We start from the raw sequence: 23699 nt of genomic DNA on the forward strand, positions 1-23699 counted from the left end.
TAATTTGGGAAATAAAAATATCGATTAACAACAGCATTAAGCGATTTTTTTTATGTTCGAGTCCTTCTTTAACTAAAGCACCCTTATGTTTAAGTAGAATGTTTCACAAAGTATGGTGTCATTCTACCTTGATAATCGCATTAACCCATCAAATTGAAGGAGGATTTACAGTAAATTAAGGTTTGTAAGTATAATCATTAGAATAATCCCTCCGTATATTAGAAAAGTAACTATGGCTGCAAACCACAAAACGGCTTTATACACGGGGTACTTGTAGGCAGTATAAATAAGAATGCTAATCTGAATAAGCATCATTACGACAAGAAGAACCCTTCCCCAATTAAGAGTCATATTTCCACCATCCAAATTAATTTAGCCTAACTTTTCCCTTTCTTCCTATATAAGTAAACCTGCCTCTATAGTTGAATAAACAAAAAGTGCTTCAGCAGCACTATCTACTTAACACACGCACCAAATAGTTTAAGTATATTTCTTCACAATATGGTCGTATTGTATAATAGTGTGAAGAAATCTTATATTAGGAAGGGTCATGAAAATGAAGATTTTGTTTGATGAAACATACACTTCAAGTGACGGAAAGCGAACAAGCAGGAATATTTGGTATGGATATGCTGATATATCTGTTGATGGAGAGCATGGAAAAAACATTAAGCTTAGTGAAGACTTTATGGATAATTTATGCAAAATAATAAAAAATGACTTATTTATGAATGCAGAAAATGCGCCTACTGAAACTAACTGGTACTTCTATGGAAGTGCTGTAACTCAGGACGCTATTGGAGACAAAATCCGTCCGACAATTATGGTCCGTGAGAGATCTGAACAGTTTATAACTAATTTTAATATCAGCGACTACGATTTTGCTGTAAATATTGATGCTATTTTGTTGTTTAAGGCGGATTTTGAAAAACGTTTAGCGAGTCATTAATGTAGTACAAGCATTTTCAAATTATTTGAGGGGATGATTTCATATTGAATTCATTCTTCTTTTTCGTATTGTGGGAGCTTTATTGTTTGGAGGAAAAGGACCTATAAAAAAACAGATTGTAAATAATTCACTTAAATTAAACTGTTTCATATGTTCAATAACAAGTTCCATAAAAATTGAATTAAAACTGACAGGACTAGTCACTTTCTAATGTAAATAGCTTCCTTTCCGTTAATCTAAATTCATGTATTCAATTTGTAAAAGACTGGTTTTCTTTCCACTGATTTCTGAAATCATACTTTGGTCCACCCATTCAACTAAAACAAAGTATTCTTTATTAACATTAATTAGGTTCCATAACCTCTCATCGTCAATTACAATATAGAATTCCTGATTAGGTTCAGATAGGTTTTGAACTTCAATCTTAAAATTTGTTTTGGGTTCATGCACTTTTGACTTATCTTTAACAATGATATTCATGGTTGAGGAATGCTTTATATCGGGCACTACCTCTTCCTTCTTGTTTAAGGAATAAAACGCTAAGAGAGTAACTAGGCCTGCCAAAAATAAAACTAGTATGATTTTTTTCATATTATCCTCCATGAGGGCTAACTTTAAGGTTTGTTTAAAAGTAACTAAATGGTCAATATTTGTTTAAAATTGTGATATAGGACGTAACGAATTCCTCTTTGGTTTCAAATCTATTGGCTCATTTATCCCAAGGCTTGTTCAATTAAACTGCATCTTTAGTTTAATAAGAAATTCAACAAAAAGAGGCTTATATCCTTCAAAGTAAAATGCTTATAAATGTACACAAAAGAAAAGGACCAATCGCCGGCATAGCAATTGAGTCCACAATACCAATAACATTTTTACATTCAACAAACATTACATTTCACATTGCAAATTAACTTTTTGTGATAGGTATCCAAACCCGTTATTCAGCTTTTCCGTTTTTTTCTCCACTACATTATAAAAATCGTTTCCGGACATTAGGTGGCGGCAGCATGCAGCTATCCTTTTGGCCGAACCATTTGTAACGATTCCTGGCAATAAAATCATAAACCAAATTCCTGATTGGAGCCGGAAAGATCATGAATACATATAGGAGCTTCCATGCGCCTTGCAAATGGCGGCAAATCCTTAAAGCAGCAGACGATTTATAATAGACTTGATCATCTTCAATCAAAATCATACTAACCACGTCATCATGGACATTGTATTTCCTCAACAGTTCCTGCCCTGCTTCACTCTGCAGTGAAGCGAAGTGAAAGGTTTCCTTAGGATCGCGCTTTAGGATAAACTGGACACTTGCATCACAAAAATTGCAAACCCCGTCAAATAAAATAACAGGATGCATCGAACATCCCTCCTATTTATCGGACTTGATACTGTCTTTATTTTAACATATATCCTTATTCGGCTTTATGAAACATCTATTTGCCCACTTATTGTTCCCAACTCTGGGTACTTGCCCATTTGTCCCTGGACATCTACCCTAACCTCCATGCTTTGAATATAGTGTAGAAGCTATTGGAGGTGCCTGTGATGAAAGAATTGTATACGCATGGTCCCTCTGCACGGGATCAGTTACTGGATTGGGAAAAGAATGCCCTCGAAAAATTCTTCGCCAAAATGAGTGATAAAGAAAAGCCTTTTCCCTGTATCCCTGCGACGATAGGCTTTTCCATGAATCAGCTTCGGTATGGGTTTGTTGGCGATCCGCGAAATTCGTCCACAATAAGGGAACTTGCTGAATTATTAACCATATATACGGATCACTCGAGGAAGTTTGGCAGCTACACATCATTAATCGTGTTTTATGAGACACCAGATACCTTGAAGGATGGCACCGTGGAAGATTTTGAGCAACTATTTTGGAAGCAGCTTAACGGACTAAGTGCCTTGGATGAGCATGATTGGCCTGAAGACATACCTTATGATCCACACGATCCTATCTGGGAATTTTGTTTCAATGGTGAAAAATACTTTATGTATTGTGCCACACCTGCTCACGAAAGCCGCAAGAGCAGATACTTTGATGTCATGATGCTCGCAATCACCCCAAGATGGGTTCTCCAGGAATTCAATAAATCTCAAAAATACGCACAGAGCATTAAGGCTCAGGTTCGAAAAAGACTGTTTAATTATGACTTCATTACGATACACCCGGATCTCAATACTTATGGTTCAGAGGATAACTTTGAATGGCGGCAATATTTTCTCAGGGATGATGATACTTCCTTATCCAAATGCCCTTACCATAGGGTTCTTAGATTTCTTGGGATGGAAAAATAAAGCGCAGGAAGGAATCCTGTGTTTTTTTATGTATTCTTGATTATTTCATAGTAAATTAATTTTATACAATACCTTGCATTATTAAGTATTATAATTTATATTGTTTATAGAGGTGATAAAATTTGGAAATTAACAAAGAAGTTTTGAAAGGCCATATAGACACATTAATCCTCTCTTTACTAAATAAAAAAGATCTATATGGATATGAATTAGCTAAATTAGTTCGGGAAAAGAGCGATGATCAATTTGAATTAAAGGAAGGAACGCTTTATTTATCCTTAAAGCGCTTAGAAAAGAATGAGTGGATTTCATCCTACTGGGGTGATGAACAAGGTCCCGGTGGAAGACGAAAGTATTATAAAATTACTCCTTTAGGTGTGGAAGGTTATCAACAAAAACGCGAGGAATGGCAGTTTGTAAAAAAGATCATCGATACTTTTATTGAAGGGTGAGAATAAATTTGAAGCAAATAGATCAGTATGTGAATTCCATTTATAGAAATGTATCTGGAGATCCCCAAGAAATAGAAGATTTAAGGCAAGAAATGCGTTCTCACTTAATTGAATCGGTCGAAGAGCTAACAGCTCAAGGGAAGACAGAAAAAGAAGCAATCCGAATTTCGATTGAGAATTTTGGCGGTGAAAGCCAAATTGAAAAAGAACTGTCCGAATACTTCACAGTCCAAAAGAGATTTACAAATTATGTCTTATCATTTGCTCTATTATTCTTGGCAGTTAGTATCTTTTTCTTCATTAATGCCCTTACGGATGTAAAAGATTTTAATAAAGAAGTCAACGACCTCAAAATCGTTGAACGAGAAAAACAATCTATAATGGATGATGCTTTTGATATCCTTGATTCAACAAACGAAGTGACAAAAAAAGAACAGGATCTATTGCTTGGAATCTTTGAAAAATACCAGGAGCAGTTAAATTTCCTGGCAGTGTTTCCAGCGTCTGGCTCGGCTGATTTCTTGAAAAATGATGAAAATGTGCTGAATCAACCTACAACCCACTTCCCAATTGATTACGAACAGGCAGCAGTTGTCATTGGTGATAGCGGTATTGTTGAAAACAAGGAAGAAATCGTACCAAGTGACTACGATTTAGGCACGGTCATGATGGCTAATGAACAATGGATTGTTCAATATGAATACAATCGATCATATGAAAAGACGGTCGAAATGCAGCACCAATTGAAACATTACGGACCAAGCTTCTGGAATTTTTATCAGCTGCCGATTTTATTCCTTGCACTATTCATCGTACTAGCAATTGTGTGGATCTTCCTGAATAGACAAGGCAGACATTTGAAAAATGTAATGAAGTAAAAAGAAGCAGCAGCTGGAAACAGTTGCTGTTTTCAATCTTCTTTAGAAAAAAATATGTTAAAATATAGTAAATGTGTAACGAAGGATGGGTATTAGTGATAGCTGCAGAGCAATTGAAGATGGAAATGAGAGAATTGGATTTTAAGAGTCCTGAAACGATAAGAAGCAGGAATCTCAATCAGCTGATAAAAGCGATGATGGATAATATTGGCTCCACAGATCCGGTATTGCGTGACAAACTGATTTACACTTCTTTTTATTACTTGGTTAAACAAAATTATCTTAGCCAGGAACAAATGGAATACTTGATTGAAACATGCCTCGACCAGAATCATTTATTTCTCGGCATCGGCACAGTGAATAACGATACCGTTTTTACCAGAGCATTTTCCACATTGGTAATAGCTCTTGTTTTAGGCAAAGATCGTGAGAAACGATTTCTTGCTGAAGCAACTGTGCTAAATGCCATAGAGGCCAGTATTCTTTATTTGCAAAAGGAAGAAGATACCCGCGGATATGTAGAGGAAAAAGGCTGGGCACATAGTATTGCTCACGGAGCAGATTTATTAGATGAAGCAGTCAAACATCCATTGTTTAATCAAGCTTTAGCCAGCAATTGTCTTGATACGATTGGAAACTGCATATTAAAAGAGACAGCCTATGTTGATGAGGAAGATGAGCGGCTCATTTATGCCATAACAGCCCTATTAGAAAAAGGAATGGACGAACAATCCTTAACAAATTGGATTTTTAAGCTATCAAATGAAGTATCTGATATTAAAAACTCTTGTGGCCATACTCCAGCCTACTTTAGGAAAAATACAAACTTAAATCAATTCTTAAAATCACTTTATTTCCGTTTACTATTTTTAAATAAAGGTCAAGAATCGAGAAAAGAGATTGAAAACCTTTTAAAATCCCAGCTGCAGAACTAAAAAAATGCTCAGATTTGTCCTGAGCATTTTTTTATAGACTCAATGTTTTATAACATTTGATTAGCCATATCAATGGTATCTTCCTTCAACTGCTCAGGAGAGATATTTTGATTGCTGTAGCCAACATGATAAATGAGTCCATCCTTTTCAAAAAGAAGGGCTCCATTCTCATAATTTCCGGCGACACCATCCTTCAATTGGACTTCTTCTCCTGATAAATCAGCATATTCTACTTTAAAATTATGGACTAAGATACTCAAAATGATTTGGTCTTCTTTCTTTTTTGACACGCTGTCAAGGGTGACCGATAATTCTTTTCCATCATGCTTAAAGTCTTCAATCGTCATTTTGAGCGGCATGGCGTCAAATGGAAGGTCTTTAGGCGGCTTCAATTCGAAAGGCAATGCTCCTAAGCCTACTTTGAGTGATGGCACTTTATACATGATTGGAATGCTCTTTAATTGCTCATCGGTTGCATTTCCGGTCTCTTCAACCTTCTCAAGCTTACTGGTATCAAGTACACCATTTTGCTTTTGCTGGCAGCCTGCGAGTATTAAAACAACCATTATAGGAATCAACCATAACTTCCTCATCCATTCTCCCCCTTTTCTGTTACTTATTAATACGGGGGACCCCATGAATAGTTTCAAATTTTATCCAAATACCTAACCGAAAACTTCCAAACCCGAGGCAACTTTCAGCCAAACCCACACTTATACCACTCACAACCAATAAAAGACTTCACCTCCGACCTCTAGTGCCAATGCTTCGGTGTTTGCAAATTCGAAGGTAATCTTGTCTGATAATCTCCAATAGCCGATTTGATCTGTGCCTGTGTAAGGAAGAAGCTGCCCTCTAGATTCGCACCGCTCAAATCGGCATCCCTCATATCCGCGCCAATAAAATCACATACTCTAAGATCCGCTTCCCGAAGATCAGCTGCAATCAACAGCGCCCCTCGCAAATCAGTCCCTCTAAGATCGGCACGCCTTAGCTTTGCACCAAGAAGAACCTTCCCCCTTTGTGTTTGCTTACTTTTAACCTTGCCTCGAATCAAGCTGCTCGTCTGTAAAAGCAAATCATTCACTTCCGCTCTATGCGCTGGAACATCCAAAGCGATGATTTCCACAGCATCAAGTTTCGTCAGTGACTCTGTTTTTTCATAAGCAGCACGCAGCTGTGGATGAATGGAATTTGCCTCCCCTAAAGAAATGGATTCCTCCAGGTAACACAGCATTTCATGAAGCTGCTGCATAATCGGGAACACGTTGAACATTTCTTTTGCAGAATCAGGGTGACTTCGCCAATCACGGCCCTTGTATGTCACCTGCGAAACTTTTTGTCCGGCGCCAAAGCATTCGTATACCGTACACCCCTTGAAACCTTTATTCCTTAGCTTGCTATGTATCCCGCAACGGTAATCTGTCTGCAAATTATTGCAAGGAGTTCCTCCCTCTTTATCAAAAGCAAAGTCTGCTGATTTGGCGTATGGCAATGCCACACAGCACAATCCGAAACAATTTTCACAATCAGCATTTAAATTGTTTCGTACCTTCTGGTTATCGATATTTGTAGTTGTCATTCATCACAACTCCCGATAAATGTTTTAAATCCAAATGTTTATAAATATCAAGAAAGGGAAGGGCATTACTAATACATGTATAGGAGGTTGAACCGATGAGTTTACTCTACACTAAGGCAATGGAAGCATTTAAGAAAGATGCCGAGCAGCAGAGGATACAGATGCAACCTGCAAAAAATTCGTATGCCAATAAATCGAAATAAGTCTTTGACTCAATCGATGTTTACATTTTGGAGATCGTTTAAGGATAATTTTAACATAATCTTTTCTTTTAAAATCTGATATATCAGTTGGAATTCATATTGCAAATATGTAGTTGGACGATATATTGGAAAATGTGGTCGATCTATTTGTTTTCCGCTGATATATTTCAAAAAGTGGTCGATATATTTCTTTTTTCGCTATTAAAGCAGTGAGATTTCGAAAATGAAATCCACTGCTTCATTGTTTCCTTCTTAGTATTCCGAACAGATTCTTTATTGGATAACAACAGTAAAATCCATCAGAAACTGATTTACTCGCTGTGCTGCTTCTGTTAGTCGTTCCGGAGGCTGGACCATTGCGATTCGTACATACCCTTCGCCTTGCTTGCCAAAAGCATCCCCGGGCACGACAGCAATCCCTTCCACTTCAATCAGCTTAAAGGCAAAGTCGCGTGATTTCCACCCTTCGGGGATTTTCGCCCAGACAAACATCGTGGCTGGGGAATTGGCCGCTTGCCACCCGCCATTCCTGAGCCCTGATACTAATGCATCCCGTCTTGCTTCATACTGCTTCACCTGATCCTTTAAGAAAGAAAAATCAGAAGTCAGAGCGGCAATCGCTGCTTTCTGAATCGGATAAAAGATGCCATAATCAATATGCGATTTGAATGATGAGAGAACTTCAATGACCTGAGAGTTGCCAGCCACATAGCCAATACGGCAGCCTGCCATATTAAAAGTTTTTGAGAGTGAGTTAAACTCTACCCCAACTTCCTTTGCACCCGGTACAGACAGAAAACTGATTTGCGGGTTCCCGTCATAGATCAACTCAGAATAGGCAAAATCATGGACAACCAGAATATTATGTACCTTAGCAAACGTCACAACCTCTTCGAAAAAATGACGATCAGCCAGCGCGGTGACAGGATTTCCTGGATAGCTTAAAATCATCATTTTCGTTTTTTCCAGAACATCCTTCGGGATTTCATCAAGCTGTGGCAGGAAATTATTTTCCTCTAGCAGCGGCATTGGATAAATGCTGCCTCCTGCGATCGTAACGCTAGCTTCATAGATTGGATAGCCAGGATCGGGAACAAGGACATAATCCCCAGGGTCTATGACTGCAGTTGCCAGATGTGCAAGACCATCCTGCGAACCCATCAACTGGAGGACCTCGCTTTTTTCATCCAATTCTACGGAATAGCGCTGCTCATAAAAATATTTTACTGCCTCGTTAAATTCACTAATCCCTTTTAACGTATAACCATACCTGCCAGGATTCTGTGAATATTTCACCAAAGCATCCACAACAAATGGCGGCGGCGTGAAATCCGGACTCCCGATGCTAAGGTCGATGACATCTTTTCCGTTCAATAATGCAGCCTGCTTTCGATCAACCACTTCCTGAAAAATACTGGATGTCATTTTTCTAATCTTTTCTGATCCACTGAATTTCATGGACATTCCCCTTTTCTTTCGTTAGATTTCTTGTTGCACTTAAAAGGTTGATTGTTCTTAATTTTTCGAAATATAAAATCGATTATATCAGGCTGAAGTTTTCTATACCAGTATCAAATGGATTTTTGTATCATTTGTTTAGTTAATGAGAAAATGTGACCATAGAGGAACAATCCTATTGAATATAAAAAAGATGAACTGCCAGGCAGCCCATCTTTCTTTCTAATAACTAATTCCTTGAAATAATTTTATCGATGATCCCATATTCCAGTGCTTCATTGGCGGTCATAAAATAATCCCTGTCCGTGTCTTTCTCGATTTTTTCCACCGGTTGGCCGGTCCGCTCAGAAATCAGCTGATTAATATGCTCCCGGAGCTTGAGGATTCTTTTGGCCGAAATTTCTATTTCTGTTGCCTGCCCCCTTGCCCCTCCAAGCGGCTGATGGATCATGATTTCACTGTTTGGAAGTGCATATCGCTTGCCTTTTGTGCCGGCAAGCAAGAGCATTGCTCCAAAAGATGCGGCCATTCCGATACAGATGGTGCTGATATCGGGCTTGATGTATTCCATCGTATCAAAAATCGCGAAGCCCGCTGTGGTTGAACCTCCTGGACTATTAATATAGATGGAGATGTCCTTCTCGGGATTGTCTGCTTCAAGGAACAAAAGCTGTGCAATGACGCTGTTCGCAACATGATCATTGATCTCGTCTCCAAGCAGAATGATCCGGTCCTTTAACAGCCGGGAATAAATATCGTAGGAACGCTCTCCACGGTTGGATTGTTCAATTACGTATGGAATTGTACTCACTTTGGTCCTCCCTTTCCTGCTTACGCAGCCATTTTGAAAGTAGAGAGAGGGAAACGTGAACGCAAGGACATTTCCGGTGAGGTGGTTGCAGACAGCGCTGGGATTTCAGGGATGTTTTCAATCAATACAGTCGGGTCTTCTGCCATTAGTGATTCTGAGAGCAGCTCGGTTAACCTCTTTTTTTCTTCTTCACTCAAATCCTGATTTACCTCACGAAGGCTCCCTTCCCTTTCAAGGCGCCTTCTTGCCCGGTGAAGAGACCCTTTTACTGCCATATCTGTTGTCCTCATTAGCTCGGCAATTTCGCTTGATTTGAAACGAAAAGCCTCTTTCAGGATAAAAACAACAGCCTGCTTTGGCGTTAGCCTAGTCATAACCATTTCGACTGTATCCATGATGTTATTCTGTGTGAACGAAGTAAGATTTTCCGGTAATCCAGTAATCTCGCGCCGCTGCTTTCTGATTGTATCGACCCAATGGTTATAGGCAATTTTCTTCAACAGAGCTGAACTAAACTGTGATGAATCATAATGGTGAATCGCTTTTAGTATCACTTCATGAACGAGATCATCGCCATCCCAGCTGCTCTGTGTCAGAAAACGGCAGTATTGCTGCAGATTCTCATAAAACACCATGATTCCTGAGGTTTGTTCCTCAGCTGCATTCACTTTCCACCGCTTTTCAATATACATCCTGTTCACTCCTTTTAACCTCTCTGCACCTAAAACGGATTAAGGGAGGGGAAAGATACGGTCTTAATGAAAAATTTTCTCGAGTATTTCATTATATGTAAACCATTTTTTATCCTACCCGTTCAATAGACAATTTTTTCTTTTGAACAGAATAAGACCTGTAGCAAGCATTAAACGTGATTGTCGACTATAGACATTTACCTGTATTACCGGACGTTAAATTAAATTGTCTAGAATAGTCGTCCTTCACATGCTGTTTAGGCTGACTCATTTTTTTTTCGTCTGAGGTCAGAAAAAAACATTATACATACGCCTACAAAAATCGTGCTTATTACAAAAAGTACTATTCCATAGAGAATGTCACCCTCCATGAAAAATGATACAGAAGAAGCAAGACATACAATCAAAGAAAATAAAGAAATTACACCGCCAAATAAACTTTTTAATTTCTCATAAAATCTGTACACAATCATCATTGCCCCTTAATTATTATTTTTTTCAAATCAATTGGTTCTTATAAAACTAGGCTTCATCTTGGACCATTTTCAATTAAAACAAATTCCTGCCATCTCCTTCATACCTATTTATCCAATTCCTCTTTAATTCTGATCTGCCTTTAGGGATTATGTACTGTTCAATAACCTTTTGAACCTTATCTTCGCTTACCAAGTTATATGTAGGAATTTTCATTTTCTTTTTGTTAACGGTTTGGATAACAAGGTACTTTAAGCTGCCGCCCCATTTTATATCTGTTATTTCATTAATTGGCACACTATTCATACGCCCTTTTAGCAATCCGTTCTCTACAGTAAGCAAGGTTTTCCCAGTCATTAACACACCAATCAGCTTTAATAAAATCGCCCCAGAAAAGAGTAGTCCTATGATCCCGATGACGCCACTCAAAAAACCTCTTACGATTCCTGAATCAGGCGCTACGACAAATAGGACGAACGCAGAAAGCAACGTACCGAACAAAGCAGATGATATCATACAACCTGCGCCTGGGTTGGTATAAACAACCTCCACCTTACCTTCTGATATTTTGATATTATGTTCTCCCATTTAATGGACACCCTTCATATCTATATTCAATGACAAAAAGCTTGCAGAACGAAACGAATATCTCTGCAAGCTTCTTAAATTCAGACACCTTTATTGCTCATACGCTTTTCCCAGTTCACTTTGAATTCAGGGGTCGAATGAGGAACGACATATTCGGTTATCACCTGTTCCACTTTCTCCTCCGGGACAAGGTTATAGGAGGACATCTTGACTGTTTTATTATTTGTTGTCTTTACTGCAAGATATTTCAATGACCTTCCAGCCCATCTCATATCTTTGACTTCACTGATTCTGACAGATGTCTTCTTGCCCTTAAAATATCCATCCTGAACCGTATAAACTGCCTTGCCGGTTAGCAATGCTCCAACAACCTTTAGCATAACTGTACCGAAAAACAGTAATCCAAAGCCACCAATAATAATTCCGATAAAAGACCTGACGAACCCTGAAGTGGGAACTATGTAAAATAAGATAAAGAGGGAGGCCACCAACAGGAATCCACCGCCAATCAGCAGGCACCCTGCACCTCCGCTCGTATAGACTACTTCGACACGATCGTCGTAAACTTTTATGTTATTCTCTTCGATTTTATTTTCCATATTGCACCTTTTCCAATGGCTCTATGACATTTTCTCTTACTAATTGATTTATTTTTCTGCTATCGCATTGATTGATATAAAAAACATCCTCGTATTTTTCAATGACCCAGTTCCGCTTGCTGTCATTAGTAAATAACACTACGTTCTTAGCCACTGGTTCCTTTTGCTCCGTAAACTCCAAAAATAGTAACGTATTTAATAAACCATTTGTTGCTTTCAGAGTTTCATAGAATTGCTGTTTTTCACCCTGCAGCACAGGTAGTTCAAATAGCTTGTTATTATCTTCCATGGATTCCAGTAACTGTTCAAATTCTGCCTCGCTGAGTTCAAATTGACTTTCACTGCCATGGTTACTGACTCTGTAAAACCCCGTAATAAGCTCTGCCGCTGTTTCAACAGATACTTTTTCAAAGACATGCACCTGGTCATCATACATCAAAGAATGCTGTAGTACTGTCTTTCCGCTGAAATGGAAGGAGACAGACTCCTCTCCTCCCTCTACTCCGTGTCGGGAGGCTTTAATAGACTGTTCTGAGTAATTTAGCATGGAGATGATTTCTGCCAACTCTTCTACTAATATAAATTTGTGATTCTCATACACAACCAAACTTTTGGATAAAAGTGATCGAGTAGTAATCTGGAGCAAAAGATCCATTTTCTCATCGTCCAGGTCCCCGAAGTAAACCTGCTTCAATGCATTTCCATGTTCAAAATATCCTTCGTTGTAAAAACAATAAATTAACTCCTCAATTGAAAGTGAAATTCTATTCATGTTCCCCTCCTAATCTCCAAACCCAAGGAATGATTTCGCTCCGCCCAATAAGTTCGATGCATGTTCTTTCACATCATTAAATCCATCCTTCACCTTACTGACACCAGAAGCAATCGCCTCAGTACCTTTATGAATACCATCTTTAAAGTGCAAAGCTGTTTTATCGACCCAAGCAGGAGTTTTACCTGCGATTTTGTCGCCAACCCAACTTCCCACAAAGCCGCCGACTGCAGCGCCGGCAACTGTTCCTATAGGTCCGGCTATACTGCCAAGCGTTCCCCCTATCACAGCCCCTGCAACAGAAGTACCAGATACAACCGCAGTTTTATATACAGCACTGCCAACTACTTTTGCGTTCTCTTCCTTCAGCTTCTCGCCACTATACATATTATAATTTTCGGTAATTTTGATTCCTGCGCCAATCGTTTCTGCACCTGCTGTAATCAATACGGCCAGTGCTGCATTCGATTTTCCGAGCCTCAGACCGTTCTTCAATACACTTCCCGCATTATTTTTTACCGCATTTACCAACGTACTTCTTTTGCCATCGGCTATAAGTTTAGAAACGCTATTGCTTAGACCTGCGATGTCCTTGGGAAAATAATTAGCTGTTCGCTTGTATATTAGTTCAGACAATGTTTTTTTTCCAAACGCTCTGGTAGGGCTCACCATCAACCTGGCAAGCATATTCAATTTTGATGTCTCAATTTTATGGACCATGCTGGCAACAGGTATCCGCATCTTTCCCAAAAAAACATCATCGACTACCTGGAACTTGCGCAGTACACCATCGATATCCGCAAACCTGAATCCAAGCAGATGCATGAGTCCTGCACCAGCGGCATATTGTGCACCATGCAGGAAATCCACCCATCTGCCATAGGTATTATTATATGTTTCATACAAATCGCTAACGAATCGCTCATCAATCTGCTTCCTCGCTGCATCAATCGCCTTATTCATCGCATCCGCCTGACGGTTCACCCGATTTTCAGAATTTGAATATCGATCAGCAGAGTTGTTTGTAAAGGATTTAAGCTGATTCATTTTCATTTCGATCCGGTCAAAAGAAGCGGACGCCCGTCTGAATTGTCCACTGATTCCACTCCGCCCAAGAATCCGCGGATCCACACTGTTCCTTACACCAGATACATTACTTTGAATACTCTGCAATCTGGAAATCGTGTGGCTTAAACCTGATATCGAACCATTGACCTCATTGATGTTGAATATAATTTTCGATGACAAGGACCATCACTTCCTGTATTAAAAATTTGTTTAACAACACCCAAGGCCCATAAGACTTTTGTATTGGTGAAGTTTTCCATACCAATCTAATTATAGATGAGAATATTTATTAGTTAAATATTCATTTTTACCTAAATATAGGCGTAAAGGGTGAATTATCCAATAAGCATTCAGGTCTTATTACCCGGTTTTCCGGAGGGTTAAACTTCTTTTCGGTTTAAATGTCCAATTCACGAAGAAAATCCCTGAGAAAATAAGTGCACCACCTATATATACATAAGGTTTAACCACTTCATCCAGCAGGACCCAGCCAGTTAGAACCCCGAAGAACGGAGCGAGGAACAGGAAGGCACTTGTTTTTCCAGGATCCCCTTCATTGATTAGATAAAACCAAATGGCGAATTGTACAATCGATGCCATGATGGCCAGCCATAATATGATGGAAATGGACAGTGGATTGATTACAAGACGCGGACTTTCCAAAGTGAGTCCCATCACTAAGAGTATGGTTCCTCCGGAAAGCATCTGGTACGCCGTCAGTACCCAGACGTTAAAGCGGCTGCCCCATAGTTTTATCAAAAGGGTACCAATCGACCATGACACCGCCGCGCCGAGTCCGAGCAGAGTTCCTGATGTCAGCTGTAAATGGAAACCAAGAGTAATAAACACGCCAAAAAAGCCTACTATCGCACCGATCCACTGTAAAAGCCGGTAACGGATTCCGAGGAAGACTGTCCCCATGATGACAACCATTAGCGGATTAGTAAAAGTTAAGATGGAGGATTCACCTGCCGTAATTGTTCGCAAACTGAGGATGATACAGCCCATGACCCCCGCAGTTTGAACCATGCCAATGACTATTACTCTTCCCCAATCAACCCGAGTTGCCGGGAGCTGCTTCTTCCTGACCAAAATCGCCATGAGTATTCCGGCAATCGTAAACCTTAATCCAACCAATAATAATGGCGAAACATACTTTAAACCAACCTTGCCAACTGTAAAAGAAGAGCCCATTAGAAAGGTTGTTACAATTACAAGCACACCAAATAGGAATGGACTTAACCTGGCTTGTTCATTTATTTTCGTCACTATGGTCCCTCCCTTTTTAAAAAAAGTATATTCTCCGCCAGGCAAGGGATTCCCTTTATCCAAGAAGATATTTTACAAAAAAAGTAAGGACTCCTGTGAAGAAGTCCTTGCCATATATGTAACTCCAATCAATTATTTTATCGAACTGTATTTTTCTTTCCTTATGTCAGTATTCGATTAAAATGAATTCTCTTCTATCCTGTACGACACGATGTCTTTCACCTTTGCATTTTTACCGGCACCAGTGAAAGTATAGATATCACAAAATGCAATGCTATTATTATCCTTTAATATTAAAGAACCATTAACTGCACCAGTATTTCCATGAGTGATGACTGAGGCGAGTCGGACTTCAGTGACAACCTTGCTTTCCATTTGAAGCAATTCGTTCTCAAATTCGCACTTCCCATTGATATGCTTGTCGCCAACGATCTGCCAGTGAATATTTTCAGCAACATATTCTTTTAGAGTGCCAAATTCTCTTTTTGCAAAGCCAATGGTCAAAGCTTTCAGCAATAGTTTTTTGGGTGCATTGCCGCAGTCAATCGGGCTAGTGACCTTTACATTCCCCTTTTCACGTGTGGACTGTTCCATTTAAATCACTCCTTTGCAATCAACTGTTAAGGTGAGGTGTTGCCTATGAAAATTTCTGCTTAGTACTTCCTTTTAATCAAGACGAATTTCATCACTTGACTGAACATCTGCAAACCAGCGTAATACATTATTGTGGTGATTGATAATTTGCTGGGCTGCCAGTTCATTGCTATCCCATGTACTATGCAGGTCAGACACTAGAGTTACCTTATATCCCTTACTGAATGCGCTCCTGCATGTAGTATCCATACAAATTTCAGTTTGGATGCCGGCCAAAATCAATTGTTCGATCCCTTTTGTTTTTAATTCTTCAGCTAAAGTTGTCTCATAGAATGAATCCGGAGTGGTTTTTTGAATGATGATATCCTCTTCATGCGGAGTGATTTCAGAATGGATTTTCCATAATTCAGATCCATGCTCTAATGAATAACCAGCTGGTTCATTATGTTGGATGTAAAAAATCGGAATCTTTTTGGAACGTGCATTGGTCAATAAATTCTTTATTCCGTTGATTAAATGATTCCCGTTAAACACCACATTCCCTTCTTGGAACATTTCATTTTGGACGTCGATAATAAGCAATGCTTTTTTTGTCATTGTTTAAATCCCCTTAAAGTTTTTCATTTGTAATTTACCTTCCTGAATAGCCAACTACAGAGATGTTCCCATTGACTAATCACTCTTTACTGCACTATCATTACTTCTTCCTTAACCCAATAAATCCTTTTAACAAAACTAAAAAGCACCATCATTACAATAAACGCTGTAACTCGAGTTGCGCCTGGCTATTATCTTTTTTACTCAAATACCTCTACCGCAACTATATCGACGAAAGGGATTGCGACTGCGCAGCCATCCTCGGTTACCAAACGGACCTCTTTCCGTATTGGATCGAGATAATGTACACGCCCTTTTTCTTCGTATGTAAATCCGTCATCCCACTTTGTAATCACAACTGTGTATGTATATTCCATGGCAAGGCAAATAGAGTTTTCCAGCTCTTGAATGTCGTATTCATCCAGCAATGGCCTGGGCTTCCGGAGCTCATCCCGAGCAAGCCTTTTTAATAAAGCCCTATGCTCCGGCATGAAATGGGCTGGCATAAATTTCAGCTTTCCTCTGTCACGTATCCTCATGCTGACCGTCCTTTCGGGATTGTTTAATGATATTATATCCCGAACAAACGTTCGTAAACTAGAGGGGGGGGTAATTTTTTTTGATAAAAGTTTTTTAACATTGAAGTTTTTTTAAAGAATGACTTCCGGTTAAACAGAAAAAAACCGGCTTCATAGCCGGCTTGTTATGCAATTACCTCTTGATATTTAAAATAAGTCGAGAGCTTTGCATTGACGTGGTCCTTCCATCCATCCAAAGGCACATCTAAATTCTGCAATATCTTATAGGCGTGGACCCATGCGCTCATTTCAGCCGTAATCCTGTAAGACCAGTCATTCAGCCATTTTTCATAATGAAGCTCGCCGTTAATAAAATCAATTAAATGGCCAATTTCATGTGCAAAGGCATATACATTTTCCAGTGTGGTCGATAAAGGAATGGTTATGGACATGTCAGGGTTAAAATTGATTTTTTTCTTCGAGTCTAAAATCACCTTGCAGTTCAACTTTTCCGCCTCTTCTACTAAACGTAAAAAAGTGCCATACGTAACCATACTTTTTCCCCTTTGTTTAATAGTTTTTTCTGTCTATTATATACGAATTGGAGGAAAGGTATACTCTTTTATTCTAAAAATTCAGAAAAAAAATCGTAGAAAACTTTACAGATAGGACATCTTTTAGAAGCATACCATGATAAAAGGTAAATTAAGTGGAGGATGATATTACATGAAAATACATGTTGTTCGACCTGGAGACACACTTTGGCGAATCTCACAGGGTTATCAAACTACCAACAATCAGATAATTTTAGTGAATGGGCTTGAAGATCCTAATGTTTTGGTTGTGGGCCAGTCGCTCGTGATTCCGGAACTAAATATGGAATACGTCGTGCAGCAAGGAGATAACCTTTGGACAATTGCCTCAAGATATGGAACTACTGTGGAAGATCTCGCAAGCTATAATAATATTTCAAATCCATCGTTAATTTTCGTCGGACAAATGCTGAAACTTCCTTATTCTTTCCACACGATCCAACCCGGCGAAGCTCTATGGTCGATTGCACAGCGTTACGGTGTCACCGTGAACCAGATCGTACAGGCAAATGGAATCTCCAATCCCGCGCTCATATATCCAGGCAGTATACTCAGAATCCCATCCCCTTCCAGACCTGTCATTGAAGTAAATGCATATATTACAAAGATGAACGAATCGGGCAGACAAGAGGTGCTCACACTGGGATCTCACTTTACCTATGTTGCACCTTTTTCCTATGGTATGGGAGAAGACGGCTCCCTGCTCAACCTGCAGGATTCAGTTGTCCTTCAGGCGGCAGTACCAACGAACACTTCTCCCTTGTTAACGATCACAAATGTTGCGGATGGCTCGTTCAGTTCTGACCGTGCAGCAGCCATCTTAAGAAATCCGGCAGCACAGGACACCTTGCTGACAAACATCCTAGCTAAAATAAAGGAAAAAGGCTATACCGGTTTGAATATTGATTTCGAATATGTCTTCCCTGAAGACCGTGAAAACTATAATAACTTTTTGCGGAAAACCGTTGCCCGCCTTCACCCTGAGGGCTATACTGTCTCAACTGCACTCGCACCAAAAACGCGGGCAGATCAGGAAGGCTTGCTTTACGAAGCCCACGATTATAACGCTCATGGAGAGATAGTGGATTTCGTTGTGATCATGACCTATGAATGGGGCTGGTCTGGGGGAAGACCATGGGCAATTGCACCATTAAACGAAGTAAGAAAAGTTCTCGATTATGCCGTAACCGCCATTCCCCCTGAAAAAATACTAATGGGCGTTCCGTTATACGGAAGAGATTGGAGGATCCCATGGGTACAAGGAACATATGCACGCACAGTCAGCCCAAAGGCAGCAGTAAACCTCGCAACCCAATACGGAGTAAATATCGAATTCCATGACACCTATCAATCACCGTTTTTCCGCTATAGCGACGGAGAAGGCCAACAGCACGAAGTCTGGTTCGAAGATGCCCGAAGCGTTCAAGCCAAGTACGATACAGTAAAAGAATACGGCCTCAGAGGCGTCAGCTACTGGGTCCTCGGAGTCCCGTTCCCGCAAAACTGGCCAGTATTGCAGGATCAGTTTATGGTCAGAAAACAATAAATGAAAAATCCTGCGAGATGGCTTGCAGGATTTTTGCTGTTAAACTCTATAAGAAATGTTATCAGCAAATAGATGAAAAGAGTTCCCTTGAAAGCCAGCACAGCCTTCCATTGCAAACAGGAGCTTCGAATAGATCAAGTTAAAATGAATCAAACACAGACCTTACAAGGAACCTGAATATTAGGAATAACAACCTGAATGGCAGAATGATCAACTCAGGAATCCAAAATAAAACATCAAAAATAAAATCCCAAAATCCATAATCTCCTTCATTTTTCTTCTTCCTTCTCTTTTCAGCCCGCTTTTCCACAAACACGTCTGGTTCCTCCTACCTTTTTTCTGAACTTGAATAGCAATTTTTACAAAAAATTTTGCCCTCGTTTTGCAAATATGCTTTGATTTCGGTCATTCCTCTATTTTTCGGATATCTAATTTTTACATATACTTATTCGGATGGTTGAATCTCTTTTTTACAGATGGAACAGTGCGCAGCAATCTTGATCATATTATACCGCCTCCCTATTGTTCATACGGATCTGCAGGTAAATAGTTTCAGACCTTTATTCAAAAGCTCACCCATATCTCCCTCTGTTGCATCCAATTACATAAATTAGCGCAATTTGGTAATGATAATCGTGGAATCTTAAACAGAGGGAGGCAGGAATCAATGTGGAAGAAGTTCGGTTCTCAAAAGAGTAAATCCCTAAAAAATCCTTTGCCTTCTCAAACAAAGCTCGGTACTAGCCTGGATCAAAATCTTGCGAAAATAAAAGAGGATCTTGGCTATTGTTCTGACTTGATTGTGCGACTGATTAAGCATTCAGGGCAACTTAATTCTCTTGCTATTATTCATATTGATGGCATTACAAACGCGCAAAAGATCGATGAACATATTTTAGAGCCATTATTAAAAGACATCAATGAATTACCTAAGGTGAAAAATCATTTAGAACAATCCATTGCAGTTACAAATTTCAATGAAAAATACACATTTGATGATGTACTCGCAGCGATTGTATCTGGAAGCACTGTGGTTCTGGTTGACGGAGAGAGCATCGCTCTTGTTCTAGATACAAAAGAAGTCGCTTCACGCAGTATATCTGAACCAACCACCCAAACAGTAATCCGTGGCCCTAAAGATAGCTTTACGGAGAACCTTAGGACAAACACCTCTCTTGTCAGGTCCCGGATCCAAAGTCCAAAGCTGAGGCTTGAATCATTTAAGATTGGAGAAGTGACACAAACAGCTGTTGAATTTATGTACATACAGGACATAGCTGAAGAATCGATTGTTGATGAAGTAAGGCAGCGGCTTCAGAGTATTAAAATCGATGCAATTCTTGAATCGAATTATATTGAGAGCTTCATTCAAGACGACCAGCCAAGCCCTTTCCCAACTGTCCAAAATACAGAGCGCCCTGATGTGGTCGTAGGTAATTTAATCGAGGGACGGATAGCCATTTTTATCAGCGGCACCCCATATGTTCTGATTGTTCCAGTTACTTTTTCTCAATTTTTCCAATCTCCAGAAGACTATTACCAAAACCAATATATCGGCACTATGTTGAGATTCCTTCGGCTTGGTGCATTTTTTCTATCACTCTACGCTCCTGCTTTGTATGTTGCCATGATCACGCATCATCATGCCCTTGTTCCAACAGTCCTCCTGGTCAGCATCGCAGCGCAAAGAGAAGCGATTCCCTTTCCTGCAATCATTGAAGCTTTGATCATGGAGATTACCTTTGAGGTACTGAGAGAAGCGGGAATCCGAATGCCTAGAGCTGTTGGGTCTGCACTATCAATTGTGGGAGCACTAATTCTCGGCCAGGCGGCAGTTGAAGCAGGTTTTGTTTCTGCAGCCATGGTCATTATTGTATCTGTAACAGCCATTGCAAGTTTCGTTATTCCAAACTACAATCTGGCGATTACAGCACGTATTCTTCGTTTTATACTGTTGATTGCGGCTTCCTATATTGGACTTTATGGGGTTTTGATTGTTTCCCTGATGATCGGTATGCATATGTGCGGCCTAAGGTCTTTTGGAATCCCTTATCTTGCTCCAATTGCCCCATTTAGGCTCTCTGAGCAAAAAGATCTATTATTCCGATTTTCAATCAAGAATATGGTGAACAGACCCGCTCCAGCGAGCAGGAAAAACAAGGTGAGACTCAGGAAGAGTTAAAAGTAGGTGGAAAGTTTGAGAAAGAATCTATTGATTGTTGCACTATTATTAATGGGGACTATCGGTGGATGCTCCAATTATAAGGAACTGAATGAGATTTCTCTTGTACTTGGAATGGGTCTTGACTATATCCCAGATCAGGATGTTTACGAAGTTACTTATCAAGTGGTCAATCCTAGTGAAAATGCCGCAAAAGGAACTGGTTCAGGCGCTTCCCCTGTCATCAATTTCAAAACGACCGGCAAAACGATTTCAGAAGCTGGGAGAAAACATGCAAATGTGTTTTCCCGAGAAAATATCTATTCACATATACAATTAGTCGTTATAGGTGAAAAGTTAGCTGAAAAGGAAAGCCTCAATTTCATATTTGATATTTTTGAAAGGGATGCAAGCGTTCGTGTGAATGTACCGATACTCATCGCAAGAGATACTGATGTAAAAACGACAATGGACATCCTTTCGACAATTGACAAAATCCCAGTCCGTTCTTTAGTAGGAAAAGTGAAGAATGCCTCCGAACTGTTAGGTGAATATGGAGAAATCAAAGTTTACGATGTAATCGAAGACTTATCAAACTTTGGAGCTGAGCCAGTCATACCTGGTATTAGTGTTTTAGGAAACATAAAAACGGGAGCTAGCAAGGAAAACCTTGAATCGATGGAAAAGACACACATCACCCTCAATGGTATGGCTATATTCAATGAAGGAAAACTTGCAGGCTGGATGGATGGCAAGAAGACAAAGTCTCTCCAGATTATCAACAACCAATTGCAACAGACGAATTTAAGGATCCACTGTGACGAGAACCGCTATACATCTGTCATGGTTAATCGTTTAAAGAGTCGGACTAAAGTTGAAATTGTAAATGATCATCCAAAAATTTCGATTAATGCCAATGCTTCAGGCTATATTTCGGAAATGCTGTGCAATAAGGATATCAGCAAACGAGAAGTCATTCAGGAATTTGAGAATACAGCAGCACGAGAGTTGGAAAAGGAAATAAAAGACGGAATTACAACTGCACAGGAATTGAAAAGTGATGTATATGGTTTTGGAGAAATCTTAAGAAAAACACGCGTCAAGGATTGGAAAAGACATAAGCAAGATTGGAATGAATTTTTTGCTAGAGCAGAGGTAAAGGTTCAAGTACAGATGGATATTGAAGGTACTGGAATGAGAATCATGCCTTATCCATATTGAGATAGGAGATGCAGATGATGATTCCGAAAGTTAAAATAAATGGATTTCAATTATTTTGTGTCATTTTTGTCTTTGAAATTGGCAGCTCCATTCTTATTGGACAAGCAAAAAATTCCAAGCAGGATTCCTGGATTGCTATATTAATGGCAACCTGCCTTGGCTGTCTTTTATTTTTGATTTACGCGAAGTTAGCAAAAATGTATCCAAATTTATCGTTGATTGGTTATCTGCAAAAAATTCTCGGGAAATACTTAGGCTGGACGATTGGTTTTTTATATGTTGGCTATTTTGTTTACATAGCAGCCCGTGTTCTGCGCGACTTTGAGGAGCTTTTAGTCGTCACGGCCTATCGCTCCAGTTCACTTCTGGCCATCGGCATCATCATGGTCAGTTGTATCATGTATGCAGCCTTCAAGGGACTAGAGGTCTTTTTTCGAATAACTGAGCTCAGCTTTTTCCTTCTGGTACTTATGCTGTTATTACTTATTGTATTTGAAATTGCTGCAGGTATCATACAGCTTGATAACCTTCTGCCTGTCCTGGAAAACGGATGGAAGCCAGTAATTAAGGAGCTGATACCGACACTGACATTTCCTTTTGGTGAAATGATTGCATTTACTATGCTGATCCCCTTTCTGAATAATCAAGAAAGTACTTGGAAAATAGGGATTTTGGGACTCTCTATTATCGGAATAACTTTAACCATCATTAATTTTCTCCACCTATCCATTATGGGGCCTGATGTCAGAGCACGTTCAGCATTCCCTTTCCTGACAGCTGTTAGCTATATCAACATTGCTGAATTTGTTCAAAGGCTTGATACAGTCGTGATCATTTCGATGGTCCTATTAGGCTTTGTAAAAATTACAGTTTTCTTTTTCTGCGCAATGCTTGGAATCTCCGAACTTTTTAATACAAAAGAAACAAAAAAGCTCATTTATCCGCTTGGAATCATCATTTTAATCTGTTCACTCATCATTGCTCCAAATTATATCGAACATATTAAAGAAGGTTTGAACTTTACACCTTATTACTTCCATGTACCCATGCAAATCCTGATTCCTTCATTCATATTAATTGTTGCCTTTTTTAGACAAAAAATGGCGGCTGCCCGGTTAAATCTCTAATCGGGCAGCCGCTATATTATTCAAGTTTTGTTCGGAACTGATTTATTTTTGAACCAATCAACGGAAGGAAAAAGAGAATGATCAACATGTACTCTTCAGGTCCTATCGTATGCCTGATTTTCTTAAAAGCACTGATCGCTTCGAAGACACCATTTCCTTGAATAACATCAGCAAAAATGGCTAAACCAAATACAAGGATAACCAATGAAAATATCGCCAATACCAGTTTCATATGCATCACCTAAACCATATTATTTGTGGCAATGGTGCTCGTTATCCATCAACAAAAAACCTCGGTCATTTCGGTGATTTGA

The 23699-nt window shown here is 39.4% G+C and carries 27 protein-coding genes; 9 read left to right on the forward strand and 18 right to left on the reverse strand.

Annotated elements, in window-relative coordinates:
• The first annotated feature begins 550 nt into the window (after positions 1-550).
• On the forward strand, positions 551-949 hold the full coding sequence (locus ACXAEA_RS14110; protein ID WP_475096516.1) for a hypothetical protein: 399 nt from the start codon (positions 551-553) through the stop codon (positions 947-949).
• Positions 950-1180: 231 nt separating this feature from the next.
• Here the strand turns inward: ACXAEA_RS14110 and ACXAEA_RS14115 are convergent, their stop codons facing one another.
• Together ACXAEA_RS14115 and ACXAEA_RS14120 are read right to left on the reverse strand one after the other, a co-directional pair.
• Positions 1181-1540, reverse strand: coding sequence for a hypothetical protein (locus ACXAEA_RS14115; protein ID WP_475096517.1), 360 nt, complete (start codon positions 1538-1540; stop codon positions 1181-1183).
• A gap of 379 nt (positions 1541-1919) precedes the next feature.
• Positions 1920-2309, reverse strand: coding sequence for a thiol-disulfide oxidoreductase DCC family protein (locus tag ACXAEA_RS14120; RefSeq protein ID WP_475096518.1), 390 nt, complete (start codon positions 2307-2309; stop codon positions 1920-1922).
• A 188-nt stretch (positions 2310-2497) separates the two neighbouring features.
• Here ACXAEA_RS14120 and ACXAEA_RS14125 point away from each other — a divergent pair, with 188 nt between their 5' ends.
• The 4 genes from ACXAEA_RS14125 to ACXAEA_RS14140 all read left to right on the forward strand — a co-directional run bounded on the left by ACXAEA_RS14125 (position 2498) and on the right by ACXAEA_RS14140 (position 5512).
• On the forward strand, positions 2498-3247 hold the full coding sequence (locus tag ACXAEA_RS14125; RefSeq protein ID WP_475096519.1) for a YqcI/YcgG family protein: 750 nt from the start codon (positions 2498-2500) through the stop codon (positions 3245-3247).
• A 122-nt stretch (positions 3248-3369) separates the two neighbouring features.
• On the forward strand, positions 3370-3699 hold the full coding sequence (locus ACXAEA_RS14130) for a PadR family transcriptional regulator (RefSeq protein ID WP_475096520.1): 330 nt from the start codon (positions 3370-3372) through the stop codon (positions 3697-3699).
• Between the two features lie 8 nt (positions 3700-3707).
• The gene (locus ACXAEA_RS14135) at positions 3708-4577 is read left to right on the forward strand and encodes a permease prefix domain 1-containing protein (RefSeq protein ID WP_475096521.1); all 870 of its coding nucleotides are present in this window, start codon (positions 3708-3710) and stop codon (positions 4575-4577) included.
• Between the two features lie 119 nt (positions 4578-4696).
• The gene (locus ACXAEA_RS14140; RefSeq protein ID WP_475096522.1) at positions 4697-5512 is read left to right on the forward strand and encodes a DUF2785 domain-containing protein; all 816 of its coding nucleotides are present in this window, start codon (positions 4697-4699) and stop codon (positions 5510-5512) included.
• 47 nt (positions 5513-5559) lie between these two features.
• Here ACXAEA_RS14140 and ACXAEA_RS14145 read toward each other — a convergent pair whose 3' ends face one another.
• From ACXAEA_RS14145 to ACXAEA_RS14210, 14 genes are all read right to left on the reverse strand, one after another.
• The gene (locus ACXAEA_RS14145; RefSeq protein ID WP_475096523.1) at positions 5560-6105 is read right to left on the reverse strand and encodes a hypothetical protein; all 546 of its coding nucleotides are present in this window, start codon (positions 6103-6105) and stop codon (positions 5560-5562) included.
• A gap of 161 nt (positions 6106-6266) precedes the next feature.
• Positions 6267-7094 (reverse strand): pentapeptide repeat-containing protein, encoded by an 828-nt coding sequence (locus tag ACXAEA_RS14150; protein ID WP_475096524.1) that lies wholly within the window; start codon positions 7092-7094, stop codon positions 6267-6269.
• Positions 7095-7570: 476 nt separating this feature from the next.
• On the reverse strand, positions 7571-8755 hold the full coding sequence (locus tag ACXAEA_RS14155) for an LL-diaminopimelate aminotransferase (protein ID WP_475096525.1): 1185 nt from the start codon (positions 8753-8755) through the stop codon (positions 7571-7573).
• 229 nt (positions 8756-8984) lie between these two features.
• Complete coding sequence (clpP, locus tag ACXAEA_RS14160) at positions 8985-9566, reverse strand: ATP-dependent Clp endopeptidase proteolytic subunit ClpP (protein ID WP_475096526.1); 582 nt, start codon at positions 9564-9566, stop codon at positions 8985-8987.
• A 20-nt stretch (positions 9567-9586) separates the two neighbouring features.
• Positions 9587-10258: a sigma-70 family RNA polymerase sigma factor gene (locus ACXAEA_RS14165; RefSeq protein WP_475096527.1), complete on the reverse strand. Its 672-nt coding sequence runs from the start codon at positions 10256-10258 to the stop codon at positions 9587-9589.
• A gap of 549 nt (positions 10259-10807) precedes the next feature.
• Positions 10808-11320, reverse strand: coding sequence for a DUF5381 family protein (locus ACXAEA_RS14170; protein ID WP_475096528.1), 513 nt, complete (start codon positions 11318-11320; stop codon positions 10808-10810).
• An 80-nt stretch (positions 11321-11400) separates the two neighbouring features.
• Complete coding sequence (locus tag ACXAEA_RS14175; protein ID WP_475096529.1) at positions 11401-11919, reverse strand: DUF5381 family protein; 519 nt, start codon at positions 11917-11919, stop codon at positions 11401-11403.
• Positions 11909-12691, reverse strand: coding sequence for a hypothetical protein (locus ACXAEA_RS14180; RefSeq protein WP_475096530.1), 783 nt, complete (start codon positions 12689-12691; stop codon positions 11909-11911). The genes ACXAEA_RS14175 and ACXAEA_RS14180 overlap by 11 nt, the downstream gene beginning before the upstream one ends.
• Positions 12692-12700: 9 nt before the next feature.
• Positions 12701-13939, reverse strand: a complete 1239-nt coding sequence (locus ACXAEA_RS14185; protein WP_475096531.1) for a glycine zipper domain-containing protein — start codon at positions 13937-13939, stop codon at positions 12701-12703.
• Positions 13940-14119: 180 nt separating this feature from the next.
• Positions 14120-15028, reverse strand: coding sequence for a DMT family transporter (locus ACXAEA_RS14190; protein WP_475096532.1), 909 nt, complete (start codon positions 15026-15028; stop codon positions 14120-14122).
• Positions 15029-15205: 177 nt separating this feature from the next.
• Complete coding sequence (locus ACXAEA_RS14195; RefSeq protein ID WP_475096533.1) at positions 15206-15622, reverse strand: hypothetical protein; 417 nt, start codon at positions 15620-15622, stop codon at positions 15206-15208.
• 72 nt (positions 15623-15694) lie between these two features.
• A complete protein-coding gene (locus tag ACXAEA_RS14200) occupies positions 15695-16219 on the reverse strand; it encodes a cysteine hydrolase family protein (protein ID WP_475096534.1) in 525 nt (174 codons plus the stop codon).
• 200 nt (positions 16220-16419) lie between these two features.
• Positions 16420-16758 (reverse strand): YolD-like family protein, encoded by a 339-nt coding sequence (locus ACXAEA_RS14205; protein WP_475096535.1) that lies wholly within the window; start codon positions 16756-16758, stop codon positions 16420-16422.
• Positions 16759-16922: 164 nt separating this feature from the next.
• The gene (locus ACXAEA_RS14210) at positions 16923-17291 is read right to left on the reverse strand and encodes a hypothetical protein (protein WP_475096536.1); all 369 of its coding nucleotides are present in this window, start codon (positions 17289-17291) and stop codon (positions 16923-16925) included.
• Positions 17292-17463: 172 nt separating this feature from the next.
• On the opposite strand from ACXAEA_RS14210, the gene ACXAEA_RS14215 reads away from it, so the two are divergent.
• On the forward strand, positions 17464-18876 hold the full coding sequence (locus ACXAEA_RS14215; RefSeq protein ID WP_475096537.1) for a glycoside hydrolase family 18 protein: 1413 nt from the start codon (positions 17464-17466) through the stop codon (positions 18874-18876).
• 139 nt (positions 18877-19015) lie between these two features.
• Here the strand turns inward: ACXAEA_RS14215 and ACXAEA_RS14220 are convergent, their stop codons facing one another.
• Positions 19016-19192 (reverse strand): hypothetical protein, encoded by a 177-nt coding sequence (locus ACXAEA_RS14220; RefSeq protein WP_475096538.1) that lies wholly within the window; start codon positions 19190-19192, stop codon positions 19016-19018.
• A gap of 351 nt (positions 19193-19543) precedes the next feature.
• Here ACXAEA_RS14220 and ACXAEA_RS14225 point away from each other — a divergent pair, with 351 nt between their 5' ends.
• From ACXAEA_RS14225 to ACXAEA_RS14235, 3 genes are read left to right on the forward strand one after another with little or no spacing between them, the layout of a single operon-like run.
• Positions 19544-21058, forward strand: coding sequence for a spore germination protein (locus tag ACXAEA_RS14225; protein ID WP_475096539.1), 1515 nt, complete (start codon positions 19544-19546; stop codon positions 21056-21058).
• Positions 21059-21073: 15 nt separating this feature from the next.
• Complete coding sequence (locus tag ACXAEA_RS14230) at positions 21074-22258, forward strand: Ger(x)C family spore germination protein (protein ID WP_475096540.1); 1185 nt, start codon at positions 21074-21076, stop codon at positions 22256-22258.
• 14 nt (positions 22259-22272) lie between these two features.
• Entirely contained in the window at positions 22273-23385 is a 1113-nt protein-coding gene (locus ACXAEA_RS14235) for a GerAB/ArcD/ProY family transporter (RefSeq protein ID WP_475096541.1), read from the forward strand.
• A gap of 16 nt (positions 23386-23401) precedes the next feature.
• Here the strand turns inward: ACXAEA_RS14235 and ACXAEA_RS14240 are convergent, their stop codons facing one another.
• Complete coding sequence (locus ACXAEA_RS14240) at positions 23402-23617, reverse strand: YczF family membrane protein (RefSeq protein WP_475096542.1); 216 nt, start codon at positions 23615-23617, stop codon at positions 23402-23404.
• Positions 23618-23699: the final 82 nt, after the last annotated feature.

It is taken from the genome of Mesobacillus sp. ABV4_180, assembly GCF_056158485.1.